We start from the raw sequence: 15,823 nt of genomic DNA on the forward strand, positions 1-15,823 counted from the left end.
TTATGTTAAAAAATACCGCCCTTTCGGAGACGCACATTGCTTTAGGAGCAAAAATGGTTCCCTTTGCAGGCTTCAACATGCCGGTACAATATACGGGCATTAATGATGAGCACGAAACAGTTCGTACAGGTGTAGGAGTTTTTGATGTAAGCCATATGGGTGAATTCATCCTAAAAGGTGAAAAAGCCCTGGACCTACTTCAAAAAATCTCTTCCAATGATGTGTCAAAATTATACGATGGCAAAGTTCAATATGCTTATATCCCAAATGAAACTGGCGGTGTAGTTGATGACTTCCTAACTTACCGTATAGACGATAAAACGTATTTTTTGGTTGTAAACGCGTCGAATATTGAAAAAGATTGGAACTGGATATCAAAGTATAATACGGATGGTGTAGAGATGAAAAATATCTCAGATCAAACTTCCTTATTTGCTGTTCAAGGTCCTAAGGCTGCTGATGCACTTCAATCGCTGACCGATATCGAATTAGCTCCCATGGAATATTACACTTTTGCAAAAGGTACATTTGCGGGTGTAGCGAATGTTTTGGTCTCTGCAACAGGATATACTGGCGCTGGAGGTTTTGAAATCTATGTGGCCAATGAAGATGCTCAGAAAGTTTGGGACGCTATTTTTGAGGCGGGTAAGCCTTATGGAATCAAACCAATTGGTTTAGGGGCCCGCGATACCCTACGCTTAGAAATGGGCTTCTGTCTATATGGAAATGATATCGATGATAATACATCGCCTCTAGAAGGGGGCTTAGGGTGGGTAACGAAGTTTACAAAAGACTTTGTGAACGCTAAAGCACTCAAAGCAGAGAAAGAAACTGGTTTAAAGAACAAGCTCGTCGGTTTCGAAATGATTGACAGAGGCATCCCACGTCATGATTACGAAATTGTCGATGCCGATGGAAATGTAATTGGACGTGTGACTTCGGGAACGCAATCACCAACATTAAAAAAATCAATTGGATTGGGTTATGTGGATACAGCTTTTTCAAAAGATGGCACTGAAATCTTCATTCTCATCCGTAATCAAAAAATCAAAGCAAAAGTGACAAAACCACCATTTGTGAAGTAATAAAAAAAGCCTGCTTAAAGCAGGCTTTTTTTATTACTTCTTCTTTTGTTTTGCAGTAGTTTGCTGTTTACCATTCTCCTTCTGCTGAATAAGCGACCGAACTCTTTTGCTCAAAACCACACGCAGATAGATCAATACGACCAAAAAGGCAATAGACAATCCTGTTACCAGCATATTCCCGGCCTTATATCCTTCAAAACCACTGTAAATCAAAAATACAATGGCTAAACTTAAAACTATATTTAGAAAAAAATACTTTAACATATTATTTTTTTATTACGCCTAATACCCGTTCTCTCCATCCACCAAAGAAATAGAATGCTCCACCAACAATATTCAATAAAACAATTGCCAAAGCCATAACCATCCGTTCAGTATTGGAGATCGTTCTTGAAAGCATGATTTCCCGTAAAACCAAAATTACCCATAACAGCGATAATAAGATCGAAAGGCTCCCTAGTATAGGGAAAATACCAAGGTTAAATATTCGCGCCAACATAGCAACGCTGTAAAAAGCAAGACTAAACAGGAAAGCTTGTTTAGTCTGATGCTCTAAATTCTTCATCTTAATAAACGTCTAACTCGGGATCGATCTCTTCTTTCCAAGCCAGTATACCGCCTTTTAGATTTGCCAGGTTGTCAAAACCCTGTTGCTCCAATAACATGATTGCCTGCGCAGAACGTTTTCCTGAACGGCATTGTACGATAACTGGCTTATCCTTTGCGATCTTATCCGCCTCGATCAATATGCCCGAAAGGGGTATATTCAATCCATTGAGATTTGATACTTCATATTCAAACGGTTCGCGAACATCAATCAATTGAAAATCCTCGTTGTTATCGATTTTATTCTTTAATTCTTCTACAGATACTTCTTTCATTTTCAAACAATTTAATAGTCAAATATACTACATTTTTTCCGCCCTCTGTCCACTTATAGAATTTTCCTTATCTTCATGCAGATATTACTAAGCTTTATATGAATTCAATACCTAAAATTATTTTCTCCTTATCTTTGCTGGCAATTTCGGCAATTACCTATGGACAACAGGTTATTTCCAACCAGGAACGCCAAGATGTTAGCCGTATACTCACTACCTTGGCTGCTGACGGTATGCGTGGTAGGTCTGCGCTCGCCAAAGACATTGAAAAAGCAGCAGATTTTATTGCCGGCGAGATGAAAAGAATAGGTCTCACACCCTATGCGGAGCAAAGCTATAGACAATCTTTTGAACTAGATAAAATCTCTCCGTTGAGCAAATCTGCAACGGTAAATAACCAGATTATTCCTGTAGATCACATTATTTCACTTGGCCAACAGGTGGATTTGGAATGGGATAATAAAAGCGCTATAACTATTGTGAAAATAAAATCAGGTGATGATTTTTCGAAAGTATTTAGAGAACATTCTTTGTCCAAAGAAAATACACTTGTATTGGTGGATCCCTCTTTTGAAAACTATTTTGTCCGTTTTGGTCAAATGCTTAACGCTCCTAAATTTATCGAAGAGCCTACTGTACAGAAACCTTCAATTGTCTATCTCCTGACAAAGGAAATCCCGACAACTTATAAAATTCAGATTAAAAAGGCCCTTCAAAAATTTCCATTGTTTAATGTGGCGGGCATTATTCCTGGAAAAAGTAAGCCTAACGAATATGTCATCTTTTCGGGACATTACGACCATATAGGTATTCTTCCGGCTGTTGGCCAAGATTCCATTGCCAATGGAGCAGATGATGATGCCTCGGGCGTGACAGCAATGCTGACCCTCGCAGATTATTACAAAAAACAGAATAAGAATGAAAGAACGCTTATTTTCGTTGCCTTTACAGCAGAAGAACTGGGTATGTACGGCTCAAAATATTTTTCCAACCATATTGATGCCGATCAAGTAGTTGCCATGATCAATATGGAAATGATTGGAAAAGATTCAAAATTCGGCCCTAATACCGTGTACATTACCGGATACGATCAATCCAATCTGGGCCAATTGATGCAGGAGAATCTGAAAAATACGACCTTCAAATTCTACCCCGATCCTTATACTAAACAGAATCTGTTTTACCGAAGTGACAATGCAGTGCTTGCGGCCAAGGGGGTCCCGGCACATTCGTTCTCAACCTCCCAAATGGACAAGGATGAATACTATCACACCGTAAATGATGAAGTATCTACGCTAAACGTTCAAAATATCATCTCCAGTATAGAGGCTATCGCGATAGGTGCCTCAGGAATTGTAGAAGGCAGGCAAACACCTTCCCGCGTCGAAAAACTAAAAGATTAAGAAACAGCAGTCGCTTTGACTTCCTTTTGCATGACATAGTCGTTCAGTACATAGTCATAATAAGGAATATCAACGGTTTGAACTACTTTAAAGCCCTGCTTCAGATAAAAATGATAAGCAGGGTTATTCCTGTTTACATTCAGTTCAAGAATACCTCTTCCTTTTAAAACTGTTTTTTCTGAAGCGAACTCTATCAGTGTTTTTCCGAACCCTTTACCCTGTACACCAGGCATCAAGTAGAGTTTTTCGATACGTACGCGGTCTTCGAGCGTCTTCAATGCGATAAATCCTTGCCCGATACCATCTTCCTTCAATACATAAAAAAACTGACCATTGACCATACTTTCCGCAAGTCCTTCCACTGTATAATTTTTTTCCAGCATAAAGTCGATTTGATCTTGCGAAAGTACTTCAGCATAAGTAAGCGGCCAAATGATATAAGCCATATTGGAAATGCTTCTGATATCGCTTTGCTCCGCCAGTTCGATTGTTATCATGTGATCTTCTCTCCTATTAAAATGTATTTTACTTGGGAAAATTCAAGAATAAATAAGCCATCCTTTTCCATTTCGTATTCCTTATCGTTTATCTTGATCAATCCCGTATACTTATTATCTTCGTCCTTATCAGCGCTAACTATCAAAATTCGCTCGCCTTCTGCCTTCCATTTGGTAAACCCTGTTGTCACAAAATAATAACGAAAGCCGTTGGAAAAAAGGACAATATTGATCTGCTCAAGATAGGCCCGATAATAGCCTAAATCCAACTGATCCGAAACGATATTTACCGCTTTATATTGATGTGCTATAAGGTATTCGATCGCAGCTTTTAGAAAAGCAACATCATAAGAAATCACCTTCAGGTTCTCCTGAGACGCATCAATGGCATTTTTTGTAAAAACAATATCGAACTTATACCCTCGTGCATCCAGTAAATCCATTGTTCTTTCTTCGATTACAATGGTTGGGCTCCATTCCAACAGCTGGCCCAGATCCTCTTCATCAATAAGGAAGAGATCTTCAATCAGTAATGCCGGTTCCTGATTTTCTCGGACAATATGGTGCGATGACATGGGATGAATTTAATATCCGAGCCTACGCAAGGTGATGTAAGCCATTAATCCCGTGCTAATCTCCAAAGAAGCCTCATCCACGTCAAATGTGGGCGTATGTACAGCAGAAGATATCCCTCGTGCCGCATTACCTGTACCCAAACGATAAAAACAAGCGTCGATTTCCTGCGAATAATACGAAAAATCTTCCGCCGCAGGCCACAGATCCAAGTCAACAACGCTTTCTTTTCCAAGATATTCCTCTGCAAAAGCACGCGCACTTTTAGTGAGTTCAGGCTCATTGATTAGAAAGGGATATCCTTTACGAACTTCAAATTCACAGGTCGCCCCCATGCTTTCGGCGATTCCAACAGCAATTTTCACCATTCTTTCGTGGGCTTCAGCCCGCCATTTCTCGTCAAATGTGCGAAATGTACCTTCCAAATAAACCTGATCGGGGATAATATTTGTAGCCCCATTAGCCATTATCTTTCCAAAAGATAATACCGTTGGTGTACGCGGGTCTGCAAAGCGACTGGCTACCTGTTGCAAAGCGGTAATAATCTGAGCTGTGATCACAATGGGATCGATATTCTGATGTGGGTGAGCTCCGTGTCCGCCTCTTCCTTTTACAGTCATAAATAGTTCGTCGCATGAAGCCATATATTTACCTTCACGGAATCCAACTTTTCCCACTTCAATAAAAGGCATTACATGCTGTCCTATAATTGCCGATGGAGCAGGATCTTGTAACGCCCCTTCTTTTATCATCAAAGAGGCACCGCCTGGTAGGCGCTCCTCGCCGGGTTGGAAGATCAATTTGATGTTTCCTCCAAATTCAGCTTTTAGGCTATGCAATATTTTAGCTGTCCCCAAAAGAGAAGATGTATGTACATCATGGCCACAGGCATGCATTACTCCTGGGTTTTTGGATGCATATGAACGACCCTCCACTTCTTGAATGGGTAAAGCATCCATATCTGCACGCAATGCAATTACTTCATTGGAAGATAGGTTACCCGTGATTAAAGCGACAATCCCCGTATCTGCTTTAGTCTCATAGGGAATTCCCAATTGATCCAGCTGCGATTTTACAAAGGCCGAGGTATTGTATTCTTCAAAGGAAAGTTCAGGATTCTGATGAAGATGTCTACGATTGGAAACCGTATCTTCAAAATATTGATGAGCTAGGGCCAGGACTTTTTCTTTCGTACTTGCCATAAAAGGTTGATTGATTTATTGATAGACAAAAACGTTCTCCGAAAATACAAAGACATTGCTAAAATATTGACGTAACTCGCGCATGAAGGCATTTGCCTCCGATCGACTTCTAAAATCTCCTACCTTGACGCGATAATTGGGTTCATCATAGGTGATATAAGTATCAATATCTTTATACATGTTTCGGAAACGTGTCTGTTCCGAAAACGCTTGATTTCTGCTCGATCCAGCAAATATCTGGACACGGAAGCCTCTTACTTTGACCCGCGATGCCGCAGATCGGACAATGGGCTTAGAAGGTACTACTGTCGCTTTGCTTTCGACAGGATTGATTCCCATAGCTGCCCTGAAATTTTGAAGCTGTGTAATCAACGTATCTTTGGTTACAATTACTCCACCTTTTTCCTGCGCGTTCGCTTGAACAACAGAAAACAACACAAGTACATGTACGAAAATCAATCCTCTCTTCAGCATAGTTTAACCGTTCTTATCGATTAGTTATTTGCGCCGTGGCAATTTTTATATTTTTTTCCTGAACCACAAGGACACTCGTCATTGCGTCCAACCGTATTTTCATTACGAACAGGTTCTTTTGGTCCATCGTTCACATCTTCTTCACTGACACCTGTAGGTGATGTCAACTCCGCTTTTGTTTCAACAGTTTTAACTGGAGCCTGTTGCACTTGTCTTGCTTGCATTGAAGTCGGCTCTTGACCAGGGATCTCCCCTTTGAAAATAAAGCTTACCACATCCTTATTCATGGAAGCCAACATTCCTTTGAACAAATCAAATGCCTCCATTTTATAAATGATAATCGGATCTTTCTGTTCATAAACAGCATTCTGAACGGATTGTTTCAAATCATCCATTTCACGCAGGTGCTCTTTCCAAGCCTCATCGATTAAGGCCAAAACAATTCCTTTTTCAAAAGACTTAAAAACTTCTTTACCGTTGCTTTCAATCGCTTTTTTCAAATTGGCCGAAACCTGAATGCCACGGATACCATCGGTAAATGGAATGACTACGTTTTCGACAATTTGACCTCTTTCTGCATATACATTATTCAGAACAGGTACCGTCAAAGCACCAACGGCTTCAATTTTATGATGATAAGCATCGAGTGCATGCTCGAAAAGACGTTCCGTCAAGGCTTCAATTTTACCTTGAGCAAATTCTTCTGCGGTAATTTCTGGTGTGATTGCAAAAATACGGATTACTTCAATTTGAAAATCTTCGTAGTTACCTTGTTCTTTTGCTTCAACGACAATTTCTTCGGCTACATCAAAAATCATGTTGTTCAAATCCACGTCTAAACGTTCTCCAAACAAGGCGTTTTTTCGCTTTGAATAGATGACGGTACGTTGTGAATTCATGACATCGTCATACTCCAATAGGCGTTTACGGATCCCGAAGTTATTCTCTTCCACTTTACGTTGCGCACGCTCGATGGATTTGGTCAACATACTATGTTGCATCACTTCGCCCTCTTCGACTCCCATTTTCACCATGATGTTAGAAATCCGCTCCGAAGCAAATAAACGCATCAAGTTGTCTTCAAGTGAAACAAAGAATTGCGATGAACCTGGATCTCCTTGACGACCAGCACGACCACGTAACTGACGGTCAACACGACGAGATTCGTGTCTTTCGGTACCGATAATGGCAAGACCTCCAGCTTTTTTCACTTCCTCGGTCAATTTAATATCCGTACCACGACCAGCCATATTTGTAGCGATAGTCACCTGTCCGGGACGTCCAGCTTCAGCAACGATATCAGCTTCTTTTTGGTGTAACTTAGCATTCAAAACATTATGTTTGATCTTACGCAGTTGGAGCATACGACTTAACAACTCCGAAATCTCTACAGATGTCGTTCCGACCAATACTGGACGTCCTGCATCTGTCAATCGTTGAATTTCTTCGGCTACTGCATTGTATTTTTCACGCGCAGTACGATAAATCAAATCTTGACGGTCATCCCGTTGAGCCACACGATTGGTTGGAATCTCGACTACATCAAGTTTGTAAATTTCCCAAAGCTCACCAGCCTCGGTTGATGCCGTACCAGTCATACCCGAAAGCTTGTGGTACATGCGGAAATAGTTTTGCAATGTAATCGTTGCGTAAGTTTGTGTAGCATCTTCTACTTTCACATTTTCCTTTGCTTCGATCGCCTGGTGCAAGCCATCCGAGTAACGACGGCCGTCCATGATACGACCTGTTTGCTCATCAACAATTTTTACTTTACCTTCATCAACGATATATTCAACGTCATTTTCAAACAAGGTATAAGCTTTTAACAGCTGGTTGATCGAGTGAATACGCTCTGCTTTGATTGAATAATCACGCAACATGTCTTCTTTCTGAGCTGCCTTTTCTTCCAAAGTCAACGAAGACTTTTCAATTTCAGCAATTTCAGTACCAACATCTGGTAAAATAAAGAAGGAAGGATCCTCTCCAGTTGCTGTAATCAACTCGATACCTTTCTCTGTCAATTCTACTTGATTGTTCTTTTCGTCTATAACAAAATAAAGCTCTGCATCTACTTTAGGCATATTTTTATTTTGCTCCTGCATATAGTAATTCTCAACTTTTTGCAAGATAGATCGGTTTGCACCCTCACTTAAGAATTTGATTAAAGCTTTATTTTTAGGTAAACCTCTATAAGCTCTCAATAGTGCTAAACCACCGCCTTCAACATCAGAATCACCGGAGGCCAATGCTTTTTTAGCATCATTCAAAACGGTATTGATATATGCTTTCTGAACGTGCACCAAGCGCTCAATACGTGGTTTCAATTGGTAAAACTCATGTTGATCACCACGTGGAATTGGACCAGAGATAATCAAAGGCGTACGGGCATCATCAATCAATACGGAGTCAACCTCATCGACCATGGCAAAGTGTAATTTTCCTTGCACCAATGCGTCCGGAGTCTGAACCATATTATCACGTAAATAATCGAAACCAAACTCGTTATTCGTACCATATACGATATCCGATTGATAAGCTTTACGACGTTGCGGAGAATTTGGTTGATGTTTATCGATACAGTCAACAGATAGCCCGTGGAACTCAAATAATGGAGCATTCCACTCCGAGTCACGACGAGCAAGGTAATCGTTCACCGTTACGATGTGCACGCCTTGACCAGAAAGAGCATTTAAATAAGTAGGTAACGTTCCTACCAAGGTTTTACCCTCTCCCGTGGCCATCTCAGCGATTTTTCCGCTATGTAAGACAATACCACCAATCAATTGGACATCGTAATGAACCATGTTCCAAGTGACTTCAGTACCAGCTGCCATCCATTTGTTTTTCCAAATTGCTTTATCTCCATTGATGACAACATTTGGTTTGTAAACAGCCAGTTCTCTATCAAAATCGTTGGCAGTAACCTCTAATTCTTCGTTTTCCGTCAAACGTCTGGAAGTTTCTTTAACCACGGCAAATGCCTCCGGCAAAATATCCTTCAATACCTCTTCCAACTTCTTATCACGGTCTTTGGACAGTTTGTCCACTTGCTCGTAAATAGAAGTTTTCTTTGCCATATCATCCTCATCTTCTTCCGCTTCCTTCTTTAGCGAATCAATTTCTTGGTCAATATCTGCTAGGTAATTCTTAATTCTTTCTTTGAAATCAACGGTCTTGGCACGTAACTCGTCATTGGTTAGATTTGAAAGCTTCTCATATTCAGCTTTGATTTGGTCTACCACAGGCTGAATTCCCTTGATATCTCTCTCGGATTTACTTCCAAATAATTTACTTAAAAACTTTAACATAATTTTTTTTCTATCTCAACTTAAGATTTTGTACAATAATGACTCCAAAGTAAAATTGCAGACAATTTGACACTAATCGGGCAAATTTAGTTATTAGATATGATATCTAACAGCTTAGACCCATTTTTTTTACGTTATTTTTTTGAATATGTCAGTTCCCTAATGCTATCAGGAGGCCAAGATATATTTGTGTTCGTTTAGTGCTTTTTACAGGCTTTTTTGAACACAATATAAGGACCTACTGGTAGCAGCTAACTTATGACAAAAATAATTTCTTTTCCGAATGCGGTATAAAGCCAAGTTCCTGAGCCTTTTCAAACATCTTGGTAATTGCGTTACGTCCTTCAATGCCCAACGCTACTGAATATTTATTGACATAAAGTTCGATATGCTTGTACATCACCTCTTCACTCATTTCCTGTGCATGTGCGCGAATAAACTCAAGACCAGACTTTGGATTGGCAAATGCAAACTCCACACTATCTTTCAAGATTGCATTCAATGTATCTTTCACTTCTTCCGGTAGACTACGTTTTACAACAATTCCGCCAAGAGGAATCGGAAATTTTGTCGTTTTCTCCCAATAGTCCCCGAGATCGACAACTTTATGCAATCCTTTTTCCGCATAGGTGAATCTATTTTCGTGAATAATCAATCCTAAATCAATAGAACCATCCAATAAGGCGCCTTCGATATCAGAAAAAACCAGTTCTACTTTATTTTTCAATTCAGGGAAAGCCAAGCTCAATAAAAAATTAGCCGTTGTATATTTTCCTGGATAGCCAACTTTCAATTGATCGAATGCTTCCATGCTTTCTGCCCGTTCCAATTTTTGTTGCAGCAATTTTGCTAATTTGGGATCCTTGGTAATCAGCATAGGCCCCACACCGAAACCCAATGCGCTTCCCGCATCAAGTAATTCATAGTCCTCAACAGCATAGGCGAAAGCATGATAACTTAGTTTGGTAATATCAAGCTCGCCTTGAAAAGCTTTTAAGTTTAAGGTCTCCACATCGTGATATTCCACTTCAAAATCCAATCCCTTAGTATCTATCTTATGATGAATCAATGCATCAAAAATAAATGTATCATTGGGGCATGGAGAAAATCCTAATGTTAATTTCATGTTGTACAAATTTTTCCCATCAATCCGATGAGTTTTACAAATTTAATCAAACCGTAATTTTATGCGTTATCAGATAGATAATCATCGCCAAAAAAGTACTTGCAATAATTCCCTTTCCAAGATGATCGCTTCCCGACCGATAAGCAAAACGTAATAGCACTAAATTTATCAGTACGGCTATGGTATAGATAGCCATAGGCTTCTCGGGTAAAAAGTGAAGTGCAAGATCCGTGAAACGTACCAATACATGAGCCAATACTGGAAATGCAGCACCGATACCCAAACCTATCCAGAAATTATTTTTCACGTTTCCGACTGCTACTCTTTTCTTCAAGATGGTCAAAACTCCACGAATTCAGTTCAGGAATGGCATGATGCGCCGTCATATCAAACTGTGTAGGAACGACAGATACATAGCCATTGGCTAAAGCAAAACAATCGGTATCTTCCCCTCTGTCCTGCAACACAAATTTACCCGTTGTCCAGTAATAATCGCGATTATGTGGATCAATTCGTTCATCAAACTCTTCGACCCAATGCCCTCCAGCCTGCCTACAAATTTTAATGCCTTTAAAACCCGAAGTTTGTGGAAAATTGACATTCAACAGGGTATTTTTAGGAAGGCCGTTTGCCAGTACCTGTTCAGTAATAGATATCACATAAGGCCTGCAAGGGCTAAAATCAGCATCACGGGAAAAATTATCTAGCGAGAAGCCAATGGAAGGAATCCCTTCAATCGCTCCTTCTACCGCAGCAGACATGGTGCCGGAATACAACACATTAATGGAATTATTGAGACCATGATTAATGCCCGATACACAGATATCCGGCTTTTGACCTTTGAAAACTTTATTGACAGCAAGCTTAACACAATCTACCGGCGTCCCTGAACACTGATACATTTCAACCCCTTCATATAAATTGATTTTATCTAAACGTAACGGCCTGCCAAGTGTGATGGCGTGCCCCATACCAGATTGTGCAGAATCTGGAGCAACGACGACAACATTTCCTATTTTCTGCATTTCCTCCAACAACACCTTGATACCTGGCGCTGTGATACCATCGTCATTAACAACTAAAATATTGGGCTTCATATGTAAATTATTTTTTATTCATCGGGTCAGGGTGTATATCTACCTCATTGCGATATTTCTCTATTCCCATTTACGAAGTTAGTAAATCTGAAACCGAGATGTAAATAATATTCATACAACCACCAATTCTTCTTTCTAACTATGCGAATACTACCAACATCCTATCAAAATAATACCAAATCTACCATTAACCCCGCTATTCAATCATCTTTATAGGGTAGTAGCAGGGGGTTAACAGGGGCGTACCCCTGTTAACCCCCTGCTATCCCCCTGCAAACCCCCTGTTATTTCCTTGTTAATATAGGAATTGGTGGCAAGTTGTTATACAAACATCCGGGCGTTAAATAGAAGCATACTGAGCAAAAATAAAACCTAAAGGTGCTACGACATCGTTTGCGTAACATTGTATCGTTATTGATAAATATTAGCCTTAAATTTAGCATTCAAACAAAAAAATAATTCAGTTATGAGCGTTAATTTTGAATCCCGCTATGCAATAGGGCCCAAAGAATACAAAACTTTAGACACACAAGGATTAAGAGAAAATTTTCTAATTGAAAAAGTTTTTGAGGCAGATAAAATTCATTTTGTCTATACCCACTATGACCGCTATATGGCTGGAGGGGCGATGCCTGTCAGTTCAAAAATCAAATTAGAGACCATCTCGGCATTATTAAAAGAACCTTACTTCCTTTCGAGAAGAGAATTGGGTATTATCAATGTCGGAGGAAACGGCCAGGTCGAAGTTGACGGTGTTACCTACGATCTGAATACCAAAGAAGCGCTCTATATTGGACAGGGAGCTCAGGAAGTATATTTTTCAAGTAAAGATGCGGCGCAGCCCGCAAAGTTCTATTTAAACTCGACACCTGCACATTCCAGTTACCCTACTAAAAAAGTAACGAAAGAAGATGCAAATAAAATAGAATTGGGATCATTAGAAACGTCCAACCACCGCACAATTAATCAGATGTTATTAAACAAAGTGGTACAAACTTGTCAGTTACAGATGGGGATGACCGAGTTGAAGCCTGGGTCCGTATGGAATACCATGCCATCGCATACACACGATCGCCGTATGGAAGTTTATTTCTATTTTGAATTACCCGAAGGACAGGCTGTATCGCATTTCATGGGGCCTATTGATGAAACAAGACATATTTGGATGCAAAACGATCAAGCTGTCATTTCACCGCCATGGTCTATTCACTCAGGAGCGGGCACTTCAAATTACACCTTCATATGGGGCATGGCCGGCGAAAATCTAGATTATGATGATATGGACAAATGTGCTATTACCGAATTGAAGTGATATGAAAAAATTATTCGTATTAAGTTTAGCGCTTGGGCTTTCAACGGTTGCCTTATCGCAGAATAACAAAACAATTACCGTAAGCAACCCCAGTGCTAGCACTAGAACGGAGCTGATCAGTATTCCCTATGCAACCTTCGAAAAACATTTCGATCTAAAGGGTGCTGTGTTTACAATTGTCGATAAGGATCAAAAAGAATTCGCTTATCAGCTTGAAAAATTAGGAAAGACCACTGTACAAAACGTATTGATCCAGGTGGCCATCGCACCCAAAAGTTCCTTGACATTTGGTGTAAATGGCAGTAAGCCCACAGCATTTGCTGCCAAAACCTACGCGAGATATATCCCCGAGCGGAAGGATGATTTTGCTTGGGAAAATGACATTGCAGCATTCAGAGCCTATGGAAAGGCACTAGAGGGTAGTTCCGAAGATGCACAAGGTTTTGATTTTTGGGCAAAAAGGACCAATGATCTTGTTATTGATGAATGGTATAAAACCGGCGATTATCACGCTGATCACGGAAAAGGCTTAGACTATTATTCCGTCGGACAAACATTAGGGGTTGGCGACGCAACGCCATTCTTTGGCCAAGAGGTCGTGTACCATAAACATTATCGCCAGTACGAGGTATTAGATAATGGTCCATTACGCACTACATTCAAGCTTATTCATGAGCCTGAGCGTGTAAAAGGCCAGCAGTTACAAGTTGAAAAAACGATTTCTTTAGACGCTGGCAGCCAGTTAAATAAAATAAGCTATTCGATCAAAAACACAACGTCGGGTTCCACTCCAGTTGTGGTGGGAATCGCTAAAAGAAAAGAGGAAAAACCTCAAGTTTTAAACGATGAAAAAAATGGAATTTTAGCGTATTGGGAGCCTGCCGAAGGGGACAAGATTACAGGCACTGCAGTTATTCTTCCAGGTGTAAAGTATGTATTTAAGGATAGCCCAAAACAATTTTTACTAGCAACAACGGTGAAAAACAATAAACCCCTTATTTATTTTACAGGTGCTGCTTTCAACAAAGCTGGTAAAATAACAAGTTTTGACCAGTGGCAGTCCTATGTCAAAACATTCAGAAATAATTTAGATCAACCATTAACAATAAAATATTCAAAATAATGTCCATACTGCAATCTTTTGATTTGAGCGGAAAAGTAGCCTTGGTGACTGGCTGCAAAAGAGGAATTGGCAAGGCAATTGCCGAGGCATTGGCTGAAGCCGGAGCAGATATTATTGGGGTCTCAGCGACCTTAGAAATTGAAGGCTCTGCAGTAGAAAAATCCGTAAAAGCATTGGGCAAAAATTTCTATGCCTATCAGTGCGATTTTTCTAAGCGGACAGCGCTTTACAGCTTTATTGAGAAAGTAAAATCAGACCATCCAACGATCGATATTCTGTGTAACAATGCTGGAAATATACTCCGAAAACCAGCCGCTGAACATCCGGATGAATACTGGGATGAAATCATCGAAATCAATCAAAATGCGCAATTTATATTAACCCGCGAAATTGGGAAGGATATGATTTCACGTGGAACTGGAAAGATCATATTTACAGCGTCTTTATTAACGTTCCAAGGAGGTATCAATGTTCCAGGATATGCTGCCTCGAAAGGTGCCATAGGATCTATGGTCAAGGCTTTTGCTAATGAGTGGGCATCCAAAGGTGTCAATGTAAACGGATTCGCCCCAGGCTATATTGCTACGGACAATACCGAGGCCCTTAGAGAAGATCCCGAACGTTCGAAGTCCATTTTGAGTCGTATCCCTGCAGGCCGCTGGGGAACACCGGATGATTTTAAAGGACCGGCTGTATTCCTAGCTTCCAGAGCTTCCGACTATGTCCATGGAACCATTCTTACCGTAGATGGTGGTTGGATGGGGAGATAAATGATCAATCAATAGTAGATTAGTTTGTTTTAAAAGTCTTTATCTCTCGGGATAAAGGCTTTTTTCCTTAAAATGTCTGTTTTCAACGGCTATCAAGAACTTTCATGCCCGTCTTTGATCCAAAGGAATCATGAGAGTTTTTTACGGTTCTAAATCCCAGATTGCTAAACGATGCATTTGGATGTACAGAACCTATATAAACGGTATTGAAAGCTGCACAGCTATTTTTACTACACCACCAAGAGCCTCCACGGGCGTGGGCAACAGAACGGTCGCCATCTCTTTCAAGCCTTCCGGTGCAAAACTCAAAAACATTTCCGAAGATATCATAAAGCCCCCATGGATTGGGTTTGAATTTTCCAACAGGTGAAGTATAAAGATAACCATCGGAATAATCGGCTTTCAAATGATCTTTTCCATGCCAAACATTGGCATAATCGACCATATTCTCCTTAGTGAAACCGTCGAAATAGGGGCCTTCGCTTCCTGCCCTAGCCGCCACCTCCCATTCGTCAAAAGAGGGCAATCTGCAATCTGCCCATGTACAATAGGCCAGCACATCTTTATAGGAGATACAGGTAACAGGATGATCCATTTTGGTTTCGATTCCGCCGCGACTTATACCATTAGGAAAGCGCCAATAAGCCGTACTATCCTGTAGCCAACGAAACTCCGCCAAGCCAGGCTCAAAGACCATGGCATTGTGATAACGTTCCGCTAAGGTCTTATAGCCTGTAGCTAGAATAAATTTCTCAAATTCAGCGTTCGTCAGCTCAAACTCCGAGATCCAAAAGGAATCAATATGTACAACCCTTTTCGGATTTTCTACACTGCTTACTTCACCCAAATGATAATTTCCTGCTGGAATTTGGATATATTTTCCAGCTTGCGCTTCACAACGGAGATATAAAAAAATCATAGCGATCACATAGCACAGCTTTTTCATACTCCTTAGCATTTGTTATAACATAC

General features: G+C 40.3%; 17 protein-coding genes. 5 read left to right on the forward strand and 12 right to left on the reverse strand.

The features are described from left to right. Nucleotides 1-2 precede the first annotated feature (2 nt). Nucleotides 3-1,085 (forward strand): glycine cleavage system aminomethyltransferase GcvT, encoded by a 1,083-nt coding sequence (gcvT, locus tag QE382_RS01465; RefSeq protein ID WP_307184385.1) that lies wholly within the window; start codon nt 3-5, stop codon nt 1,083-1,085. A gap of 33 nt (nt 1,086-1,118) precedes the next feature. Here gcvT and QE382_RS01470 read toward each other — a convergent pair whose 3' ends face one another. From QE382_RS01470 to QE382_RS01480, 3 genes are read right to left on the reverse strand one after another with little or no spacing between them, the layout of a single operon-like run. Then, nucleotides 1,119-1,349: a DUF6358 family protein gene (locus QE382_RS01470; protein WP_307184386.1), complete on the reverse strand. Its 231-nt coding sequence runs from the start codon at nt 1,347-1,349 to the stop codon at nt 1,119-1,121. A 1-nt stretch (nt 1,350) separates the two neighbouring features. Next, nucleotides 1,351-1,650 carry a PLDc N-terminal domain-containing protein gene (locus tag QE382_RS01475; RefSeq protein ID WP_307184387.1) on the reverse strand — a complete coding sequence of 100 codons (300 nt, stop codon included), beginning with the start codon at nt 1,648-1,650 and terminating at the stop codon, nt 1,351-1,353. Nucleotide 1,651: 1 nt separating this feature from the next. Then, nucleotides 1,652-1,966, reverse strand: coding sequence for a rhodanese-like domain-containing protein (locus tag QE382_RS01480; protein ID WP_209577005.1), 315 nt, complete (start codon nt 1,964-1,966; stop codon nt 1,652-1,654). A 98-nt stretch (nt 1,967-2,064) separates the two neighbouring features. On the opposite strand from QE382_RS01480, the gene QE382_RS01485 reads away from it, so the two are divergent. After that, nucleotides 2,065-3,369 carry a M20/M25/M40 family metallo-hydrolase gene (locus tag QE382_RS01485; protein WP_307184388.1) on the forward strand — a complete coding sequence of 435 codons (1,305 nt, stop codon included), beginning with the start codon at nt 2,065-2,067 and terminating at the stop codon, nt 3,367-3,369. Here the strand turns inward: QE382_RS01485 and QE382_RS01490 are convergent. The 8 genes from QE382_RS01490 to surE form a co-directional block, all read right to left on the reverse strand. Then, nucleotides 3,366-3,866, reverse strand: coding sequence for a GNAT family N-acetyltransferase (locus QE382_RS01490; protein ID WP_307184389.1), 501 nt, complete (start codon nt 3,864-3,866; stop codon nt 3,366-3,368). The genes QE382_RS01485 and QE382_RS01490 overlap by 4 nt on opposite strands. Further along, complete coding sequence (locus QE382_RS01495) at nt 3,863-4,441, reverse strand: hypothetical protein (RefSeq protein WP_307184390.1); 579 nt, start codon at nt 4,439-4,441, stop codon at nt 3,863-3,865. The genes QE382_RS01490 and QE382_RS01495 overlap by 4 nt, the downstream gene beginning before the upstream one ends. A 9-nt stretch (nt 4,442-4,450) precedes the next feature. Beyond that, entirely contained in the window at nt 4,451-5,641 is a 1,191-nt protein-coding gene (locus tag QE382_RS01500) for a M20 metallopeptidase family protein (RefSeq protein WP_307184391.1), read from the reverse strand. Between the two features lie 15 nt (nt 5,642-5,656). Then, complete coding sequence (locus tag QE382_RS01505; RefSeq protein WP_307184392.1) at nt 5,657-6,115, reverse strand: SPOR domain-containing protein; 459 nt, start codon at nt 6,113-6,115, stop codon at nt 5,657-5,659. A gap of 20 nt (nt 6,116-6,135) precedes the next feature. After that, the gene (gene secA, locus QE382_RS01510) at nt 6,136-9,423 is read right to left on the reverse strand and encodes a preprotein translocase subunit SecA (protein WP_307184393.1); all 3,288 of its coding nucleotides are present in this window, start codon (nt 9,421-9,423) and stop codon (nt 6,136-6,138) included. A gap of 256 nt (nt 9,424-9,679) precedes the next feature. Beyond that, nucleotides 9,680-10,549 (reverse strand): 1,4-dihydroxy-6-naphtoate synthase, encoded by an 870-nt coding sequence (locus QE382_RS01515; protein ID WP_307184394.1) that lies wholly within the window; start codon nt 10,547-10,549, stop codon nt 9,680-9,682. Nucleotides 10,550-10,595: 46 nt separating this feature from the next. Next, nucleotides 10,596-10,856, reverse strand: coding sequence for a hypothetical protein (locus QE382_RS01520; RefSeq protein ID WP_307184395.1), 261 nt, complete (start codon nt 10,854-10,856; stop codon nt 10,596-10,598). Beyond that, the gene (surE, locus tag QE382_RS01525) at nt 10,846-11,646 is read right to left on the reverse strand and encodes a 5'/3'-nucleotidase SurE (protein ID WP_293955906.1); all 801 of its coding nucleotides are present in this window, start codon (nt 11,644-11,646) and stop codon (nt 10,846-10,848) included. The genes QE382_RS01520 and surE overlap by 11 nt, the downstream gene beginning before the upstream one ends. A 466-nt stretch (nt 11,647-12,112) precedes the next feature. Here surE and kduI point away from each other — a divergent pair, with 466 nt between their 5' ends. The 3 genes from kduI to QE382_RS01540 are packed head-to-tail and all read left to right on the forward strand — an operon-like array spanning nt 12,113 to nt 14,851. After that, on the forward strand, nt 12,113-12,958 hold the full coding sequence (gene kduI / locus QE382_RS01530) for a 5-dehydro-4-deoxy-D-glucuronate isomerase (protein WP_307184396.1): 846 nt from the start codon (nt 12,113-12,115) through the stop codon (nt 12,956-12,958). A gap of 1 nt (nt 12,959) precedes the next feature. Next, on the forward strand, nt 12,960-14,081 hold the full coding sequence (locus QE382_RS01535) for a BT3233 family polysaccharide utilization protein (RefSeq protein WP_307184397.1): 1,122 nt from the start codon (nt 12,960-12,962) through the stop codon (nt 14,079-14,081). A 5-nt stretch (nt 14,082-14,086) separates the two neighbouring features. After that, the gene (locus QE382_RS01540) at nt 14,087-14,851 is read left to right on the forward strand and encodes an SDR family oxidoreductase (protein WP_307188003.1); all 765 of its coding nucleotides are present in this window, start codon (nt 14,087-14,089) and stop codon (nt 14,849-14,851) included. Nucleotides 14,852-14,933: 82 nt separating this feature from the next. On the opposite strand, the gene QE382_RS01545 is transcribed toward QE382_RS01540, so the two are convergent. Continuing rightward, entirely contained in the window at nt 14,934-15,797 is an 864-nt protein-coding gene (locus QE382_RS01545; RefSeq protein ID WP_307184398.1) for an SUMF1/EgtB/PvdO family nonheme iron enzyme, read from the reverse strand. Nucleotides 15,798-15,823 lie beyond the last annotated feature (26 nt).

The sequence above is a fragment of the Sphingobacterium zeae genome (genome assembly GCF_030818895.1).
Classification (GTDB): Bacteria; Bacteroidota; Bacteroidia; order Sphingobacteriales; family Sphingobacteriaceae; genus Sphingobacterium; species Sphingobacterium zeae.